Origin of the sequence: Formosa sediminum, from assembly GCF_007197735.1 — a bacterium.
GTDB lineage: Bacteria > Bacteroidota > Bacteroidia > Flavobacteriales > Flavobacteriaceae > Formosa > Formosa sediminum.
In genome coordinates, this window is sequence record NZ_CP041637.1 from 218,128 (window position 1) to 236,054 (window position 17,927).

At 30.0% G+C, this 17,927-nt stretch carries 21 protein-coding genes; 5 read left to right on the top strand and 16 right to left on the bottom strand.

What is annotated here, in order from left to right; all coding sequences use genetic code 11:
- Window positions 1–301: 301 nt before the first annotated feature.
- The 3 genes from FNB79_RS00985 to FNB79_RS00995 form a co-directional block, all read right to left on the bottom strand.
- On the bottom strand, window positions 302–2,536 hold the full coding sequence (locus FNB79_RS00985; protein ID WP_143379523.1) for an alginate lyase family protein: 2,235 nt from the start codon (window positions 2,534–2,536) through the stop codon (window positions 302–304).
- Between the two features lie 46 nt (window positions 2,537–2,582).
- Window positions 2,583–2,924, bottom strand: coding sequence for a hypothetical protein (locus tag FNB79_RS00990; RefSeq protein ID WP_143379524.1), 342 nt, complete (start codon window positions 2,922–2,924; stop codon window positions 2,583–2,585).
- 233 nt (window positions 2,925–3,157) lie between these two features.
- A complete protein-coding gene (locus tag FNB79_RS00995) occupies window positions 3,158–4,468 on the bottom strand; it encodes a Kelch repeat-containing protein (protein ID WP_185967821.1) in 1,311 nt (436 codons plus the stop codon).
- Between the two features lie 282 nt (window positions 4,469–4,750).
- Between FNB79_RS00995 and FNB79_RS01000 the strand changes: the two genes are divergently transcribed.
- Entirely contained in the window at window positions 4,751–5,248 is a 498-nt protein-coding gene (locus FNB79_RS01000) for a c-type cytochrome (RefSeq protein ID WP_143379526.1), read from the top strand.
- Between the two features lie 65 nt (window positions 5,249–5,313).
- Here FNB79_RS01000 and FNB79_RS01005 read toward each other — a convergent pair whose 3' ends face one another.
- Entirely contained in the window at window positions 5,314–5,670 is a 357-nt protein-coding gene (locus tag FNB79_RS01005) for a hypothetical protein (RefSeq protein WP_143379527.1), read from the bottom strand.
- 232 nt (window positions 5,671–5,902) lie between these two features.
- Between FNB79_RS01005 and FNB79_RS01010 the strand changes: the two genes are divergently transcribed.
- Complete coding sequence (locus FNB79_RS01010; protein ID WP_143379528.1) at window positions 5,903–6,940, top strand: LacI family DNA-binding transcriptional regulator; 1,038 nt, start codon at window positions 5,903–5,905, stop codon at window positions 6,938–6,940.
- Here FNB79_RS01010 and FNB79_RS01015 read toward each other — a convergent pair.
- The 5 genes from FNB79_RS01015 to FNB79_RS01035 all read right to left on the bottom strand — a co-directional run bounded on the left by FNB79_RS01015 (window position 6,937) and on the right by FNB79_RS01035 (window position 11,581).
- Complete coding sequence (locus tag FNB79_RS01015) at window positions 6,937–7,374, bottom strand: universal stress protein (RefSeq protein ID WP_143379529.1); 438 nt, start codon at window positions 7,372–7,374, stop codon at window positions 6,937–6,939. The two genes, FNB79_RS01010 and FNB79_RS01015, sit on opposite strands and share 4 nt — an antisense overlap.
- A gap of 85 nt (window positions 7,375–7,459) precedes the next feature.
- Complete coding sequence (locus tag FNB79_RS01020) at window positions 7,460–8,464, bottom strand: phosphotransferase (RefSeq protein WP_143379530.1); 1,005 nt, start codon at window positions 8,462–8,464, stop codon at window positions 7,460–7,462.
- Window positions 8,465–8,509: 45 nt separating this feature from the next.
- A complete protein-coding gene (locus tag FNB79_RS01025) occupies window positions 8,510–9,109 on the bottom strand; it encodes a DUF502 domain-containing protein (protein ID WP_143379531.1) in 600 nt (199 codons plus the stop codon).
- 102 nt (window positions 9,110–9,211) lie between these two features.
- Window positions 9,212–10,159 (bottom strand): hypothetical protein, encoded by a 948-nt coding sequence (locus FNB79_RS01030; protein WP_143379532.1) that lies wholly within the window; start codon window positions 10,157–10,159, stop codon window positions 9,212–9,214.
- Between the two features lie 3 nt (window positions 10,160–10,162).
- The gene (locus FNB79_RS01035) at window positions 10,163–11,581 is read right to left on the bottom strand and encodes an MBOAT family O-acyltransferase (protein WP_143379533.1); all 1,419 of its coding nucleotides are present in this window, start codon (window positions 11,579–11,581) and stop codon (window positions 10,163–10,165) included.
- A gap of 883 nt (window positions 11,582–12,464) precedes the next feature.
- Between FNB79_RS01035 and FNB79_RS01040 the strand changes: the two genes are divergently transcribed.
- The gene (locus FNB79_RS01040) at window positions 12,465–12,737 is read left to right on the top strand and encodes a YSC84-related protein (RefSeq protein ID WP_143379534.1); all 273 of its coding nucleotides are present in this window, start codon (window positions 12,465–12,467) and stop codon (window positions 12,735–12,737) included.
- Window positions 12,738–12,802: 65 nt separating this feature from the next.
- Here the strand turns inward: FNB79_RS01040 and FNB79_RS01045 are convergent, their stop codons facing one another.
- The 6 genes from FNB79_RS01045 to FNB79_RS01065 form a co-directional block, all read right to left on the bottom strand.
- Window positions 12,803–13,357, bottom strand: coding sequence for a helix-turn-helix domain-containing protein (locus tag FNB79_RS01045; RefSeq protein ID WP_143379535.1), 555 nt, complete (start codon window positions 13,355–13,357; stop codon window positions 12,803–12,805).
- A gap of 121 nt (window positions 13,358–13,478) precedes the next feature.
- Entirely contained in the window at window positions 13,479–13,826 is a 348-nt protein-coding gene (locus FNB79_RS01050) for a hypothetical protein (RefSeq protein ID WP_143379536.1), read from the bottom strand.
- A 95-nt stretch (window positions 13,827–13,921) separates the two neighbouring features.
- Window positions 13,922–14,095, bottom strand: a complete 174-nt coding sequence (locus tag FNB79_RS17125; RefSeq protein WP_185967822.1) for a hypothetical protein — start codon at window positions 14,093–14,095, stop codon at window positions 13,922–13,924.
- Window positions 14,096–14,121: 26 nt separating this feature from the next.
- Window positions 14,122–14,286: a DUF1328 family protein gene (locus FNB79_RS01055; RefSeq protein WP_143379537.1), complete on the bottom strand. Its 165-nt coding sequence runs from the start codon at window positions 14,284–14,286 to the stop codon at window positions 14,122–14,124.
- A gap of 264 nt (window positions 14,287–14,550) precedes the next feature.
- The gene (locus tag FNB79_RS01060) at window positions 14,551–15,588 is read right to left on the bottom strand and encodes an AI-2E family transporter (RefSeq protein ID WP_143379538.1); all 1,038 of its coding nucleotides are present in this window, start codon (window positions 15,586–15,588) and stop codon (window positions 14,551–14,553) included.
- 41 nt (window positions 15,589–15,629) lie between these two features.
- The gene (locus tag FNB79_RS01065; RefSeq protein WP_143379539.1) at window positions 15,630–15,869 is read right to left on the bottom strand and encodes a DUF7218 family protein; all 240 of its coding nucleotides are present in this window, start codon (window positions 15,867–15,869) and stop codon (window positions 15,630–15,632) included.
- Between the two features lie 255 nt (window positions 15,870–16,124).
- On the opposite strand from FNB79_RS01065, the gene FNB79_RS01070 reads away from it, so the two are divergent.
- Entirely contained in the window at window positions 16,125–16,310 is a 186-nt protein-coding gene (locus FNB79_RS01070) for a CsbD family protein (RefSeq protein WP_143379540.1), read from the top strand.
- A 92-nt stretch (window positions 16,311–16,402) separates the two neighbouring features.
- On the opposite strand, the gene FNB79_RS01075 is transcribed toward FNB79_RS01070, so the two are convergent.
- A complete protein-coding gene (locus FNB79_RS01075) occupies window positions 16,403–17,317 on the bottom strand; it encodes a YihY/virulence factor BrkB family protein (RefSeq protein WP_143379541.1) in 915 nt (304 codons plus the stop codon).
- A 242-nt stretch (window positions 17,318–17,559) separates the two neighbouring features.
- Here FNB79_RS01075 and FNB79_RS01080 point away from each other — a divergent pair, with 242 nt between their 5' ends.
- Window positions 17,560–17,841: an HPF/RaiA family ribosome-associated protein gene (locus FNB79_RS01080; protein ID WP_143379542.1), complete on the top strand. Its 282-nt coding sequence runs from the start codon at window positions 17,560–17,562 to the stop codon at window positions 17,839–17,841.
- Window positions 17,842–17,927 lie beyond the last annotated feature (86 nt).

Here is a 17,927-nt window from a genome sequence, read left to right on the forward strand (position 1 = left end):
AACGCTAACAAGTTTTACTCCCTTTTAAGGAAGTTTAACTCCAAAAGAAAAGCATTTTTCCTTTACTGTCATTTAAAAAAAACGAATAAGAACTAACCTTTTTTATTTGTTTGGTATACCAGATTGGTTACCCAGTTTGGTTACCCAAATATATATTAATTATTTGTTAAAAAAAAACCATTTCGCAAAAAAAAGCACCTTTTAATGTTAAATATTAAAAAGCGCTTTTTATTTAAAGTCTATTTATTCGAAATAGACAATTATCTTATAAATAAGACTATTTTTTAAACTAAACTATTTATTATAATTTGTTAAAATAATAGACTCCAGTCCAACTATAAGTTTTACCTCCTATTGCGATACTATGTTTATCGGTTTTAGAGGCATTAGAATTTGCCATAATAAACACGTACGTATGACCATTTTTTAAAGTAAGCTCTACTGCAGAATATGCTTTAGAACTTTGTAAAACTTTTAATGCTTTAACGTTAGAAAATGCGTTTTTAGCCAATTCACTAACCGTACTATAACTACCATGAGTTTCTATGACAGAAGCAAATAAAGCATTGTCCGTATTTTTCCTAACAATAAACACTGGATCTGGTCTTAAATTATATTCAGGATCATTTGCTCCTATACGTCCAAAGATTAACTTATCACTTTGGGAAGTGGTAGTGGTTAAAGAATAGAATGTATTATTATTTCTCCATGTTAGCGTTGCAGACTCATTTTTAGAACCCCCTTCACCTTCTTTCCATAAATGCTGATAACCATGAGCTTTGCCTAAAGTATGTAAAGTCTCATCTTTATTATAGTTAAAATCTGCTGAGATAATTTGTCCGAAATAATAGAAAGGCAAATCGAATTGATGTTTGGCATCTGCATTAACTTGCATTAAATCTAATACCACAGGTTGCTCGAAATCTGAATGGTTTAACATAACCATAGTACGCTGTAGTAAAGTACCTGGATAGGCATTTTTTTCTTTAGCACTTACAATTTGGATATCTGGATTTTTTACATCAAAAACATACATGTCTGAATGATGCTTGCTTCCGATCTCATAATCTCCATTAAAATGAGACGTTTCATCTTGAATAATAGTATTATGTGCAATGGTTTGTTTTGCCCAAGTCTTATTTTCTTTTAAATAGCCTCCACCATTTTTCTGTTCGATGTTAACAAAACGTGCTAAACCGTAATCTTGAAACAGCTCTTCGCCTTCATGAAATAGCGAAAAAGACAATTTATCATAATGCCCATGACTTAATCCTTGAGCAGCATTTTTCATAACTAATGTAAAAGCATCGTGCTTTGTAGATCTTAAAATTCCGATTGCACCTTCATCACCATTTGCACCATCTGTTAGCAATATTGATTTCTTTTCAAAAGGCGTTGCTTTACCTTCACGTACACCAATTGCAACAGCTAAACCTGTCTGATCTAATTGTACACGCCCCTGTTCTTTTGCTATAGACAATAAACTTAGATCTTTATCACCATAATAATATGCAATATCTACAGCAGACACAAGAGACTCTGTAAAGTAAGACATCCCTTTCTGTGAATCATTTAAGGCAAAAAACTCACCATCTTTATCTGTTAAGTTAAGCAATGCATCTACACCTTTTAGTAATACACCATTTTTATGCTCAAATGGTTTAATTTCTGGTTTCGCATTTTGTAATGCTTCTGCAAAAATCATAAACGGATACATTGCGTAACGTTGGTAATATGCACCCTCTGTATAATACCCATCTGGAGAAAAAGGTTCTTCTAAATTTGCTAAAAAGCCAGCTTTTTGTCCTTCAACAAAAATATCTCCACCATCATTATCTTTTCCTGCGTCTAATTTTAAATCTTTAATACCATAAAGTGCTCTATCTAATAATGCATCATCATCCATTACTAAAGCAATCATACCCACTGCAACATTACCCCAAGTACTGTGATTATGAATTCTATTAAAAAATTGAGGTGTATCTACAGACAAGAAATCTGCCATTGGCTTAAATAATTTCTTTTCTAAATGTTTTACTTCTTTTTTAGATAGGTAGTCGTAAATACAATCGTAAGCCTGAGCTGTATAAACTAACCAGTTAGAATCATTTAAACATTGCCAAAATAATTTACCTCTTGCATAAGAGCGTTCTTGCGGATGTCTTGGTAATTCTGGGTATAAATCGGCATAAGCCATTAGCATTTCACGCACATATATTGCATATATCTTATCTCCTAAGATCTGATACAATACACCTGCTTCCTGCATCGTTAAATAATTTAATTTATGACGTACATGCGTATAACCTCCTGCCATATCCTTAGGAACTGGCACAAAAATACCTTTTTCAATTTCTGCATCAACTCTTGCTTTAACTTCTGCTAGAGTAGCATCAAACAAAGGTACTTTACCTAAATTAGCCTTAATATCTTTAACCCCTTGCTTGGTTAAGATTAAATTGGGATGTTCTTGAGAAAATCCACTTTGCGCGACTAACACACAACAAATTAAAACGATTCTTTTTAAATATAACATATGACTTATTTACTTAATAATTTTAACAATCTACCTTATTATACTTTTAAACCTCCAAACCTTTCAAAGCCAATTTTGTTTTTAAATTTAACTTAAGGCGTGCGATAACACCCTGAGGCATCTCTATTTTTAAATCTTCTAAGGATAATGCAAATAGACCTCCATGAGTTTGAGGCCCTTTTAAAACAAGTTCTGCAACTGTACACGAATGACTGGCTAAAGCATTTGATTGAATACCGTTTGTAAACGCTGAATAAGGAGTTATTACAATATGTTGCACTATATTTTGCAACACAGATTGTGTACTATTATATGCTGTAAATATTCCTCCGGCTGTTAAGCATAACAGACATATATTAACGTATAGCGCATTAAGGCAAGACTGCATAGTTTGTTTGTTTATTTTTTGTGGGTATTAAAAATTGGTTTACCACACTGGTTTACCAAAAGTAGGGATTTTTTTATGATTACAAAAGTTAAAAGAAAAATATTGATGAAATTAGCAAAAACAAGAACAGAATACCCCTCCATATTACGTTTTAAATAAAACAGGTAGTGTAGAGTTAAAGTTAGACTGCTGGTTTAATGCTAAAAAAAAGTAGAACCTATTTAATAGGTAATTTAATGAAGCACCTTGGTTTCTATAATTTGGGTTCTAGACAAATCTCTTAAATCGAATTGATAGATTTTTGATGCTGGCGAAATGGTATAATTATAATTTGTGAGTCCGCCTACTAAAAACAATTTTCCGTTATTATAAAAGAGCGAAGCATTAAAAACATCCAGATTTGTTTTGTAAGAATTTAAAACATGGGTTACCGTATTGTACGTTAATAAGGTGTCGTCATTAAAAATATAAATAACATTGTTAAAATGAGTTAAGGCAGGATTTTCCATAGCTGTAAACATCTCGCCTACTGTGTGCCAGTTCCCCGTTTTAATATTATAATATTCTATGGTAGCCAATGCCTTCGTATTAAATCCGCCAATGAGATACACATTATTATTTACTAATACAGCGTTAACTTCTTTCGCAGAAGTCATTTTAGCTAGTTCATACCAATATCCAGACGTGGTGTTATAAATATAAGACTTATTACTAAAGGTTTTTTTATTGTTACTACTCTTACTCGTAGATCCTCCCATTACAATCACATTATCTTGATATGCGACTGCCGCAAAATTTATAGCTTGATGCGGATACGTATTATCTATTTTTAATTGCTTATAATCCAAATCTACTACTTCAATATCATTTTGCAGATATTCTTTTAACTTGTTTCTAGATAATGATTTTCCACCTAAAACATATACGGTATTATTTATAGCTACCGCTTCATGATAAGCACGTTTTTTTAATTCTAAATCTGAAAAATAAATAGAGTCTTTTGCAATATCATACACTTGTAATTTATCACTATACTGCTCATAAACCAATTTAGACTTAAGCATTTTAAAAAACTCATCCATGTCTAATGCTTGCTCCATGGCTTGCTTTTCACTTTCAATTATAGCTGTTCTATCACCTCCAAAAACGTATATTTTATCTGCTACTAAAACTGCCCCAAAATGATGTACTCCCCATGTTAAAGGGGTCATTTTTTTATAGATTAATTCTGGCCGCAAATCATAATCAGCAACCACAAGAACTTCATCCAAATCTTCATTTTTCTTATTAAGAAATAATATATAATTTCTAGACTTAACCTCTTCAATAGTATATTCTAAAGAAGTGTATCCTACTACAGAAAACACTATGTCGTCAGAAGTTTTATCATGATTCTTAATATCCAACTTAAACACTCCATCTTCGTCAGAAACAGTACCAGTGCTTGTATCACTTTTAAAATAAATATTCACATCTTCTAAAGGTGTATTTGTATCCCGATCTAAAACTTTACCTTTTAGTTGCTGTGCAGTTATATAATGCATTGATAAAACACACAAAAAGAAAAAAGCAAATTTCATTAGAGTTAAAATTTTATACATCAATAGTTAAGTAAATTTAATATTAAAACCTTGCTATAACTATTATAAAAATCATTTATATTATAAACACAAATAAACTTTTAATAAAACAAGTTTTAAACGACTCATATATCTTAAGCCCAATGTGGATAGCTAAATATACATAAAGTTAAAAGATATGATCATAATCATTTTAGAACCTAGAAACTATTTATAATTTTATAGATTAAATTAAAATATTTTTTCATGAAAAACGCACTCTATATTGCATTAGCTCTTCTTGTATTAAGTTGTGGAGACAATAAAACAGAAAAAAAGAAATTTGAATATAACACTCCTAAAACAACTACACCTGCTAAAGCCACTACAACAGCAGAAGAAAACAGTTCTTTTGAAACTATAGTTGATTTAGAGAATAAAGGTATTGGACCTATTAAAAATGTTGATTTACATGAGACTATAGATGGAGATTTGGCTGAAAAAGGAAAAACTATTTTCAATACAACTTGTGTAGGTTGCCATAAAACAGACAGAAAATTTATTGGTCCGGCATTAGGTGATATTACTCAAAAAAGAAGTCCTGAATGGATCATGAATATGACCATGAATACCGCTGAAATGATTAAAAAAGATCCATTAGCAAAAGGCATTTATGACGAATATAATAAAGCTCCAATGGTAACGGCTCCTATAAGCGAAGAGCAAGCTAGAGCGATTCTAGAATATTTAAGAAGTTTAAATTAAAAGCAATTTACATCAACTTAATACTATTAACAACAGGTTTAATTTTAAATACGTTAAACCTGTTTTTAATTTAATAGTGTATGTATTTGCCTTTTAAAGCAACGTTCTGTTCCCAAATATAACGGGTCACCATATTTCTCCGACCAAAAGCCATCTAAAAGATTAGGGGTTAACACGCGATAGACAGCAACACCTTTAAACTTTGTATTATTCTCTCCGAAATAATAAAAATTAATTACTAATATATTATCCTTAAAAAAACCGGACCCAAATTGTTTCTGTTCATTATTAATACACCACTTTGCGGTAATACGGTGATTTACATCTAAAGATAAATCTAGAATACCTCTATATTCATGCTCACTCTCATCTTGGTTACGACCTGAAACAGTATATGAACCTACTAAATCTTCAACCGTCATATTTCTATTTTATTTTACACCACTAAATATACAATAGGTAGTGAATTATCCAAATTAAATAAAATGGTTTATAGGAGTTTAAAACGATAAAAAAAGCTTAAACACAAATTAATACCCTCCTTATTTTTATCTTTATAAACAATAACATCCTGATTAAAATAAAAACAACATAATATTAAGCCCTTTTGGTTTTATTTTTTTCATTATTTTGCAATCCAATAAATATCATTAAATGAGCGACAAAGCAACGATTTATGACATTGCTAAAAAATTAAATATTTCTGCAGCCACAGTATCTAGAGCATTAAATGACCATCCTAAAACTAGTATTAAAACAAAAATACGAGTTCAAGAAACTGCTTTAGAATTAGGATACGAACAAAACAAACTAGCATTAGCTTTAAAAAGCGGAAGAAGTAATAATATTGGAGTCATTGTGCCTAGAATAGATATAAACTTTTTTGGGTCTATTATTCGAGGTATTGAAGACGAACTATATCCAAAAGGTTATCATATCATTATTTGCCAAACACATGATAATGAAGAAAAAGAAATACAAAATATTAATGCCCTTTTAAATGCGCAAGTAGATGGTATTATAACTTCAATTACAAAAAACACAAAAAGCACTACTATTTTTGATAGAATTCTAGAAAAGAATACACCCTTAATATTTGTAGATAGAAAACTAAATTTAAAAGGCGCAAGTTCGGTAACATTAAACGATTTTAAAGGTGCATATATGGCAACCCAACATTTAATAGAACAAGGATGCAAACGTATTTTACACCTTACAGTTTTAGGACATAAATCTGTAGAAATTTATAAACACCGTTTAGATGGTTACACTCAAGCATTATTAGATAACAATATCCCTTTTGACAAGAATTTAATTATTGAAACAGAAAATGATTTAGAAGGCGGAAAAAAAGCAGGACTAAAAATCATGAAATTTAATGAGTCTCCTGATGGTATATTCTCTTCTAGTGATTTTATGTTACTAGGTGCAATAAAAGAAATTAAATCACATGGTGTAAACATTCCTGAGGACATCGCTGTTATTGGGTTTAGTAACGAACCGTTTACAAAGTTTATGGAAAACCCAATTTCGTCTGTTGATCAATGTGCTTTAGACATGGGAAAACTTGCTGCAAGAGTGTTTTTAGAACAGATTAACGCCCCTCAATTAATTAAAATTGAAAAAAATGTAGTCTTGGCTCCGAAGTTAAAAATTAGGCAGTCGTCTTTAAAAAAAGTGATTTGTAATTAATCTTTAATTGGCACAATTAAAACCGGAATTGTTGAGGCCTCAATAAGCTGTTTGGCAGTGCTTCCTAGAATGGCTTTGTAAAAAAAACCATGATTTTCATGTCCAGAAATTATCATATCTGCGTTTAACTTTTCAGCTTCAGTTATAATGGTTTTTATAGTAGCTCCTTCAACTAGTAAACCGCCAGCATCTACATGTCTTGCTTTCATTTTAGAAGCATAATCTTGTAACTTTTCATGCTCTATTTTTAACTCTTTAGCCCTGGAATCTCGTACTTCTTGGGGTCCTACACCATAACCTACAAAATCTGGATCTGGTGCAGCTATATGCATAATCCATAACTTACTTTTAAAAGCTACAGCCATATCAAAAGCCTTATTTAAAACTTGTTGTTCTTTACCATTAAAATCAATAGTAACCAATATATTTTTCATAATTTTAAAGTTAAAATGTCTTACTATTTATCTCTAAAATACTAAATATTAGTTTTAAACATCATTTTAACACCATAAGCTATTGTTAATTTTTCTCGCTGTTATTTACCAACTCGCTTGTAGTATAGGTATACCAAGCTTTCATTTTTCCTATATACATTTTCAAGTAATTGGTAGTAAGAAAAATGTTTGACCAATCAAATCGTTGGGATTGTACACCCAAATAAAACATCCAAATAGCCATTGCTGTTTCTGGAATTATGTTTAATTCGGTATTAGATAATTTTTGCACACTCTGATAGCCTTCTAAAAACTTATCCTTTTTAAGTTCATATACAGTTTTATCTGATTCTATATGAAATAATTGCTTACAAAAATAAGCTACATCTAACACCAACCAACCATTTCCACAAAAGTCAAAATCAAAAAGTGTGATATTACTGTTATCTTTTATATTCATATTATCATACCATACATCTAAATGCACGACACCTTTTCTTAGCTGTGTTGTATCAACTTCAGAAAACACTTTTGTAATTGCTTCAGATTGCGCTTTTATAAATTGCATTTCCGGAATTGTATCTTTAAAATATTCTTTAGCATAAGAAAAAGGTAAATGCATTAACGTTTCTGCTGTATATTGAATTCTTTCTACAGACTTACCTTGAGTTATTTTATGAAATTTAGCCATTAATTCACCTAAAGCATAACACGTTTTTTCATCCATGAATCGCACTTTTTCACCTTCGGCAAACGAAAATAACACCCCATATCTTGGACCTTCGGGAGCTAGTAATTCTTGAATATAGTCGCCATTATTAGCTAAAATAGGATAAGAAACATTAATATGATGTGTTCTAAGCAGGTTTAGAAGACGCAACTCTTCTTGTATTTGATTCTTTGAGCGCCATGCGTAACAATAAACACGATACACATACCTTTTATTTTGATTGGTAACAAAATACGTATGGTTTATTCCTGTTCTAAACAATGTACAACTACACGTTTTATGAAATCCATACGTTTCAATTAAAAAGACACGTAATGCTGAAGCCGAAAGTGTAGATGTAGTAACTGGAAAAATTGACATGGAGCTAAAAAATTTTAATTTCAGCCAGCAATATTACAATTAAAGTTAGACTTTCTCTTCAATTTTAAACACTGTTGTATCGAATCCTTTTCCAAAATTTCGAAGACCATTCATGGCTTCTTTCATGGTTATTGGGATATAATCACAATCTGATAATTGCATATAACGTATTTCACCTGCATCCATTTTAGGTGCATCTGGAATGTAAATGGATACAATATTTGACGGACTTTTATCTGTAATAAAAGCGATTACATAGGCTTTATCTTCTTTTAACAAAATAGGTTCCCAAAAGTGTTGTTTTTTATAATCTGTTTCAGAAATAAATCTATATTTCATCATCTGGAAAGAGGGAAAATGATAAAAAAGCGTAGCTTCAAATTTACTGCTCCATTGCTTTAAAAAGCCATTTACAATAAAGTACCCACTAAGAAAACTTACTAATAGAATAAGTATTGAACTCACAAGTATAACTGCCGCAGGCCCTAAGATTGAAGTTAAATTAAACTTGTGAGTTAGTGCATGACCTAGAGGCATTAAAATAGTTAATGCTTTACCAAACAATACTACTAATATAAGAATAGGAACAACTACAAAAAGTGTTCCTGTAACAATATATCTAATAATTAGCCTATAACTTTTCATACAAACACATATTTATTACCAAGATGAATGCTGAAGATAATACATACAAAGCGTTTGTGAAATTTAAGGACCTTAAATGAACTTAAATTAAACTCGAATACACTAGTTGTTTTGCATCACTAAATCCTTAACATGTTCTGACAGAATCTCTGCACCAATATGAGACAAATGCGTTTTATCTTTCCAATAATCTAAGTTATTATTCTCATTAAAAAAATCTGTAAGATTATAATACTCAAACCCCATATTTTCTAATTGATTTTTAAGTTGCTTTGTAAGCTCTATACAGGGATACTCGTATTTAGGAGAGGTAAATAATATAAGTTTTTTATTATTAGTATCGCAAAACAACTTTATATCTGTGAGTGCTTCACTATAAGCAGTATTCATTTTATAATTAGTACCACAAAACGCATCTACATCTACAACATTACCACGTTTTATAATGTTTTTAAAAATCTCACGTTGCATTTCTGTAACTACTATAGGCTCATACCCTAAAAGGGTAGCATAATAATCATTAGGCTCAAAATAGTTTTTTAAAATTCCTAAAACTTTTCCATTGTAACTTAAACTCCAGAAAAATTTTTGAAGACTGTTGTTTTTTCCTAATTTATCAATTTCTCGTCTTATGTCACCGTCTCTATTGTACTTAGATATTAAAGCCGCTATATCTGCCCCATCATAGTCTTTATCGAAGGCATAATTTGGATCTATATGAAGCAAAACTGTTTGCCCCTTATCTTTTGGTAAAAGTTGAATTAATACAGACGAATATGCAATTTTAGCACCATCCATACCAATGTTAAAACTATTTTTAGAAATTAAACTCGGATCTATATTATGGTTTGCTCTAGAACTTCCAAAAACCACATAATCGATCGTGTCTTTAACTTTTAAATATTGATTTAATTTACCAATACTGTGCCCTGAATACACGTTATCACTAATTTTATTTAACGCAAGAAACACAGCTTTATCTATTACAAAAGCCACTACTAATATCAGAAAAGTAACCTTAACTAGATATATAAAATTTTCCCTATTCATACTTTAAAATTGGAAATAAATAAAATTACTAGACGATGAATAAAACAAATTAATTAATGTAATAATAACGGTAGCGATAACCGCAATTTTAACAGGCACAAACTTAGCTCCTAAGACTTCCAAATCAATTTTCTTATTAAATAAATACAAGTCAAAAGCAATACCAATGGCTAATACAAATATAGAGGTAGCCATTACATTTACGTCTCCAACATAAGGTAACTCTAAACTAAACTGAAATATTTTTTTAATAGCTAAGCTCGCAGAATGTAAATCTTGTGACCTAAAAAACACCCAAGACAGAAGCACTACTATAAATGTTATTGGATAGCCTAAAAAACTTAACCCTTTTAAATTACCCCAAAAACCTTTAGATTTTAACAACTTTTCTATACTCAATACTACCCCGTGTATAGCACCCCAAATTATAAAATTCCAAGAACTTCCGTGCCATAGCCCACCCAACAACATGGTTATTAACAAATTTCTATAGGTAATAACAATACCTTTTCTATTACCACCTAACGAGATATACAAATAATCTCTCAACCAATATGATAAAGACATATGCCATTTTCTCCAAAATTCTGTTAGCGATTTTGAGAAGTAGGGAATATTAAAATTCTGATGAAACTTAAATCCAAGCAATTTAGCTGTACCAATGGCTATATCTGAATAACCCGAGAAATCATAATAAATTTGGAAAGCATACAGGAAAGTCGCTAAAATTATAGACATAGAATTATATAATTCAATATCTCCATACACTAAATCCACATATGCACCTATGGTATCTGCAATTACTATTTTTCGAAATAAACCTACTAGGATTTGAATTACCCCCTCATTAAACCATGTTTTCCTAAATTTTCTTGGCTGCTCTATCTGTGGTAATAAATTTGAAGCACGCTCTATAGGCCCGGCAACTAATTGTGGAAAAAATGCAATATATGTAAAAAAAGAAACTATATTTTTTGTAGGCTGTAATTCTTTCCTATAAATATCAATAGTATAACTTAAAGTTTGAAACGTATAAAAACTAATACCTACTGGAAGAATTATGTTTAAGGTTAAATCGTTTGGCTTCCAACCAAATACTTGAACTAAATCTGTGAAAGATGTTACAAAAAAATTATAATATTTAAACACAGATAACATACCTAAGTTAGCTATTAAGCTTACCAAGAGCCACATTTTACGTAATTGAGATGTATGTGACTTATAGATTTGCAAACCTGCTATAAAATCAATAAATGAACTAATTATTATTAAAGATAAAAAATGCCAATCCCACCAAGCATAGAACACATAACTGCAGATCAAAAGTAATATGTTTTGTTTTTGTAATGAATTACTTAATAGCCAATAAGCTACAAAAACAATAGGAAAGAAAATCAAAAACTCGAAAGAATTAAATAACATTTAAAATTATGTTTAAACAGTATTCGACAAACAATTTATAGTTTTATAATAAGTATGTCTATTTTTAAATGCTACACATACTTATTTTACCATTTTGTAAATGGTGTATTATTAGTCAAGATTTTGATATCCTTTAATAGAGAGAAAGGCTAATCTAGATATATTGCATTTACAGAGCGCTAAAATAGTTAAAAATATGAATTTGAAAAGTCTTAAAATTTCCGATATTCTGAATTACTCACCACTTACAAACAAGACCATAAAACACTAATAAACAGAATTTTAAAATTACATTTCTTAAAAACATATCTTTACGCAAAGATGTTAAACTATGTTTTCATTTAAAGTAGAATTAATTTTATTTTTTCTTTAAAAACATTTGAAATTATGAAATCCAAATTCAATTTCCTAAAAAAATACTAGCGTTTAACACAGGCATGAATACAATTTAGACCAACACACAATATTACCCCACAAATGACATACAACTGTTAAAAACACCTGTTATAATGTACACACAATACTAAAACGTGACATTCTTTATAAACTTACATTTATTGAATAAACACATCTAATAAACGCTTAATTTCACTTTAAAATTACTTTTTTAAATATCAATGAATACAGAAGTTTAAAAAGGGTTTGTTTTCACTCTTGATGGGCTGCTTTATGCTTAAGATTCACTCATAAAGTAAAAAAGACAAAAAACAATTACAGTAGTAAATGCTGCTGTAAAAACACTTTTAAAAGTAAAACCTGGTCTAAAAGAATTTTTATAGAAATCTGCAGGTTGTGTCGAATTTAAAAATGTTAGAAAAGATGGATTTATTTTTGACGAAGCCTCAGGAAAGGTGCATTACACCAATACGGCCACAAAAAAGGCATGGCTGGATTAAAAGAAGTAAGCGTTGGTTTACAAGCTGGCGGACAGGCTTTAATTGAAATTATTTTCTTTGAACAATTAGAAGATGTCGAGAGATTTAAAGAAGACCATTTTGAGTTTGACGCAGGTGTTTCTGCTCTTGCTTTAAAATCTGGCGAAAGTTTAGATGCAAAATACAAAGATGGTGTTGCTGTGTTTATACACTCTAAAGTAGGCTTAATGGCTGATGCTTCTGTTGGTGGACAGAAATTTAGCTACAAGGCGTTTGAATAACCTTAAACGCTAACAATTTTAAGCACTAAAAAGGTTCTAAATAATTATTTAGAACCTTTTTTATATTATAATCTGGATCTGCGTTTTAAAATTATCTTTTGAAAACTGGACGGTGTTAAGCCTGTTATCTTTTTAAATTGTCCAGACAAATGTGCGACACTGCTATATTGCAATCTATGCGCTATTTCAGTTAGTGTTAATTCTTTATTACTAGACATTAGTTCTTTAGCATAATCTATTTTTTTTAAGATGACAAAATTCTCAATAGAAGAATACGTAACTTCAGAAAATACATTAGACAAATAACTGTATGAATAATTTAACTTTGTAGAGAGTAAGGTTGAAGTATTATAGGTTTTATCTTCTTCATAATTATAAATCATATCAGAGACAATATCCTTAATTCGCTGTACTAAAACATCCTTTTCGTCTTGAATAATTTCAATTCCGTAAAACTCTAAACCAGCTATAAGCGCTTCCCTTTTATCGGGTTTTAAACCAGAAGGCAATTTAATTTCACCTATACCATTTAATTCGTATGGAATTCCTAATTTATTTAGTTGAGCTTCCAACACGCGCTTACAAACGATCTGATAGTCGAATTTAACGAATAATTTCATAAAAGACTTTTAAATTTAATCTTAGCAAAATACAAATATCTTTATCATTATAAATGCAAAAACAATGTATTTTTCAACTTATTAAATCATACAAAATCAATTATTTAAATTTCATACCTAGCTATTCGTCTTTTAAAATATTAGAATTTTCAGAATAATTAGCATCTGGAATCGTTTTAAAAAATTCTGCATCTTCTAAATTTGCCGATGGCCCAAACCCTGTTAGAAATGTTCCTTTAGAAGCTGTCGGCGTTTCTAAAACATAAAGTATAGACATGTCTGAAGGATTACTCATCCCTTCGTAACGGTGTTCAGCAACAACTTTAACTTGTTCGGGCTTAAATTTTTCTTTAGTTTCTAGATCTATTAATGCTCCATCTACAATTTGATAATTTGCACGATATCCTTTGTTTTGATATTGTTTTATAAAATCGCTTTCGTGCTTTGCGTATTCGTCTGATTTAATCATAATAGTTTATTTTATTGAATTATTATTAAAAAAGGGCACATTCCGAAGAATACACCCTTTAAAGTATAATAGAAAGTAATAAGTAGCTTTCTTTTCTAATCTACGGCGTCTTCAACGTCGTCGGCTGCGTCTTCAATTCCATCTCCTACATCATCTGCGACGTCTTCAATTTTATCTCCTGTTGATTTTTCTTCTCTACAACTTGTAAAAGTTGATAAAGATGCTGTCATCGCTATTGCGACTAATAATATATAAGCTGATTTTTTCATTGTTGTGGTTTTTTAAAAATTATTGATTATTTTATAGGGTTTCTTCCTGTAAATAGTGATATTACAAATAACACTAAAAATATAAAGAATAAAACTTTTGCAATTCCTGCAGCTCCTGCTGCGATTCCACCGAATCCAAAGATTGCGGCAATGATTGCTAAAATTACGAATGTTACTGTCCAACGTAGCATATGATATGGTTTTAAATGATTAATATTAAGTTGAAATAATACTTTATTATTTCCTTACTGTAAAGATATTGCAGAAGTTAAAAACCATTTAACTGTATCCGTTCTAAACTTAACGCAAACAAAGTAATTCACATAATAACAATACATTACGCGTATTTATCCCTAAAAGACTTAAAAAACTGAGATTTACAAAAAAAGTCTAAACTAGAATACGTTCTAGTTTAGACTTTTTTTATTTAATAGATGTATTAACTAAATTATTTTCTATAACCGAGTTCCTTCAGTATTAGAACTCTCTTTTCCATACTTCTCTTTATATATGCGTAATACTAATAAGAATAAACTTATAAGTAACGGACCAAAAACCAATCCTATAAATCCAAATAATGGCACTCCTACTAACACACCAAACAACGTAATTAATGGATGTACATCATCCAAACGTTTTAAAATAAATAATCGAAGTAAATTATCTGTAGAGCTTATTACAACTAATCCATATATAAGAATACCCCAAGCTTGTGTATCGTTACCATTTATAAGTGTGAGTGCAAATACTGGAAGTGTTCCTAATAATGTTCCCACAAAAGGAATCATTGATCCTACAAATACGATTACGGCCCAAAAAAAAGGATCTTCTATATTAAATATAAAAAAACCTATTAATGCAACAATACCTTGTGCAAATGCTACTAATGGAATACCAATAGCATTAGACTTTACCATAGCTAGACTATCTTTACCTATTATTCTTAAATTGTCGTTACTTATTGGGATATAATCTAACATAGCACGTTGCAATGCTTTTCTATGACTTAACATAAAATACAACATGACGTACATTATTCCTATAGCAATAATCATATTAAACGTACTTCCTAAAAAATCCGGTACATTATTAGATAACCATCCAGATAATGAGGAAGCATCTATTTTAGAAGTAAATTGATATCCTAACTCATGCTCCCATGTAAATACTTGCTCTTTAATGGTTTTTACAAAATCTTCTGATTTTGCAATAGCTTTCTCGACACGACTTCCTAACAACAGTACTGTTACAGTTATTGGAATTAAAATTCCTATAAAAGATAATATTAAAAGTAAGGTTGCAGCTATTGATGGCTTCCAGCCTCTTTTTAATAAATATTTCATTGGTTTTTGTAACAGCACAAAAAAGGTAATTGCGCCTAATATACCTGATAAATAAGGTACCAACTCCACAAATATCATAACCGCAAAGGAACAGATTAATAAGAGTATAAAGATTTGTCTTATAATATTTGGGGAAATTCTATTCTGCATATGGTGTGTTTAAAATGTTGGTTGTTTATAAATGTATGTAATTAATTATTTCTGAGCGCAGAAATTAATTCGGACTTATTCATTTTAGATCGTCCAGAAATATCCAAAGCTTTGGCCTGTTCATAAAGTTCTGCTTTAGTTCGGGTTTCGTATTTGCTAGCCTCACCTCCATGCTTTCCTGCGTTTGGAGCATTAGCAATTCTTGCTGCTTTTTCTTGACTATATCCTTTGTCTCTTAAAGCATCAGATTGTTCCTCATTTTTTATTGTAGGTCTTCCCATAGCTTTATATTTAAAATTGAATAACGGTAAATTTCCGTATAATTATTAGTATTAATTAATCCTAAAAATTTAAACATTAGCTGTAACAAATAATTACTTAATTAGCTTTAGTTATATCTTATTAAGATAATTATATCTACTAATCTATTTATTATTAAGCTCTAAGCGATTGCGTTAAAAATTAGAGTATCTCAGTCTATCTACTACCTAAATTTGAAATAATTTTACCTCAGTAATAACCATAAAAACAACGTTATGAATCAAGATCAATTAGAAGGAAAATGGAAACAAGTTAAAGGTAAATTTAAACAAAAATATGGTGAACTTACCGAAGATGACTTAACATACTCTGAAGGTAAATTTGACGAAATGGTTGGAAAACTTCAAGAGAAAACAGGAAAAACGAAAGCTGAACTACGAGACGAAATAAACAGCTTATAAAATTTTGTCAATTAATTTATTAAAAAAAGGGTCCCATTTAATACAAATTAAGCGGGACCCTTTGTACGTCTCTTTTCTCTGTATTCTGCTTTTTAATTTTTATGTTTAGACTTTATTCTTGCATGTTCGGTAGGTGTAATATCTATTGTATAATGTTTAGCATATACCCAAGTAAATTGTGCTCCGAAAAATAAAATAAGACAAGAGTACGACACCCAAAGTAAGATTAAAACTACGGTACTTGCGGCACCATACGTAGACCCAGGATTGGCTTCAGAAAAATATAATCCTAAAAGCGATTGACCTATTACAAATAAAACTGCAGTTAAAAACCCGCCAATCCAAACACTTTTCCAAGGAATTTTTGCATTAGGCAAATACTTAAACATTAACGAAAACAAAGCCGATATTATTGATAATGACAACGCCAAATCTATAATATATGCAGCATACAATACTATTTCAGGAAAAATTCTTTGTATATAATTATTTAAGATAGAAATTGTAGCAGATACTATTAAGCTTACCAGTAATAAAAATCCTACCACCAAAATAAAGGCAAAACTTCGCGCTCTACTTATTAGTATTTGAGTAAAATTAGAACCGGGTTTCATTTCAATATCCCAAACATCATTTAAAGATAATTGCAATTGATAAAACACTCCTGTAGCACCAAATAATAATGTTGCTATTCCTACTATTGTAGACCACATATTTCTATTTGGATTTTGTGTTTCTGTAATCATAGTCTTAATAGAGCTTGCAGCATCACTACCCAAAGCCTCAGAAATTTGCTTTGTTAACTCGCCCTCTACAATTTCGGTTCCCCAGATGGCTCCAATAACATTAATTATTATAACGAGAAGCCCTGGTAAAGACAATATAGAATAGTAGGCTATTATAGCACTTAACCGCCATGGATCACTTTCTAACCATCTGTTAAATGTCTCCTTAAATAAATAAGGAACATCTCTTAGCTTAAATCTGTTTTCAAATTCATAACTCATAATTTATTTTTATGCTAACAAACATTAAAGTTAGTTATTAAAATGTGCTTTAAAATTTAAATATTAACTCAATTAAATTTTAACAAAGATTTACGATTTGAGCACATCTAAATTGCATTAAAGTCAAAGCAATTAAAGTGCAAAACATAAATTTGTACAATTAAATAGTATAAAACCCTAATACAAACCTTATAATACGGTTTTATATTACACTGAATTTTAATTAAAAATGAAAACAGGTTATGGAACTACAATTTAAATATGTAAACATACCTAAAAATAATTATTTCGAATATTTAGTTGAGGAACACCTAAATCCGTTAGCTAAAAAATTCCCTTATGTTATTGGGGCAAGCGTATACTTTAAAGTAAAAAATAAATCCACCGATTTAGATAATGTTTGCAAAATTAAATTAAACACTATGGATAACACGATATATGCTATTGCTGAAGAACGATCTATAGAATTGGCTATAAAAAAAACATCTCAGACACTAGAATCTAAGTTAAAAGATTCAAACTGAATTAGCACATATTTAATACAAAACAAGATTTTTTATTAACTTAGAACCTCTAATAAATCTGCACAATAAAACTTCTTGTTAAGTTT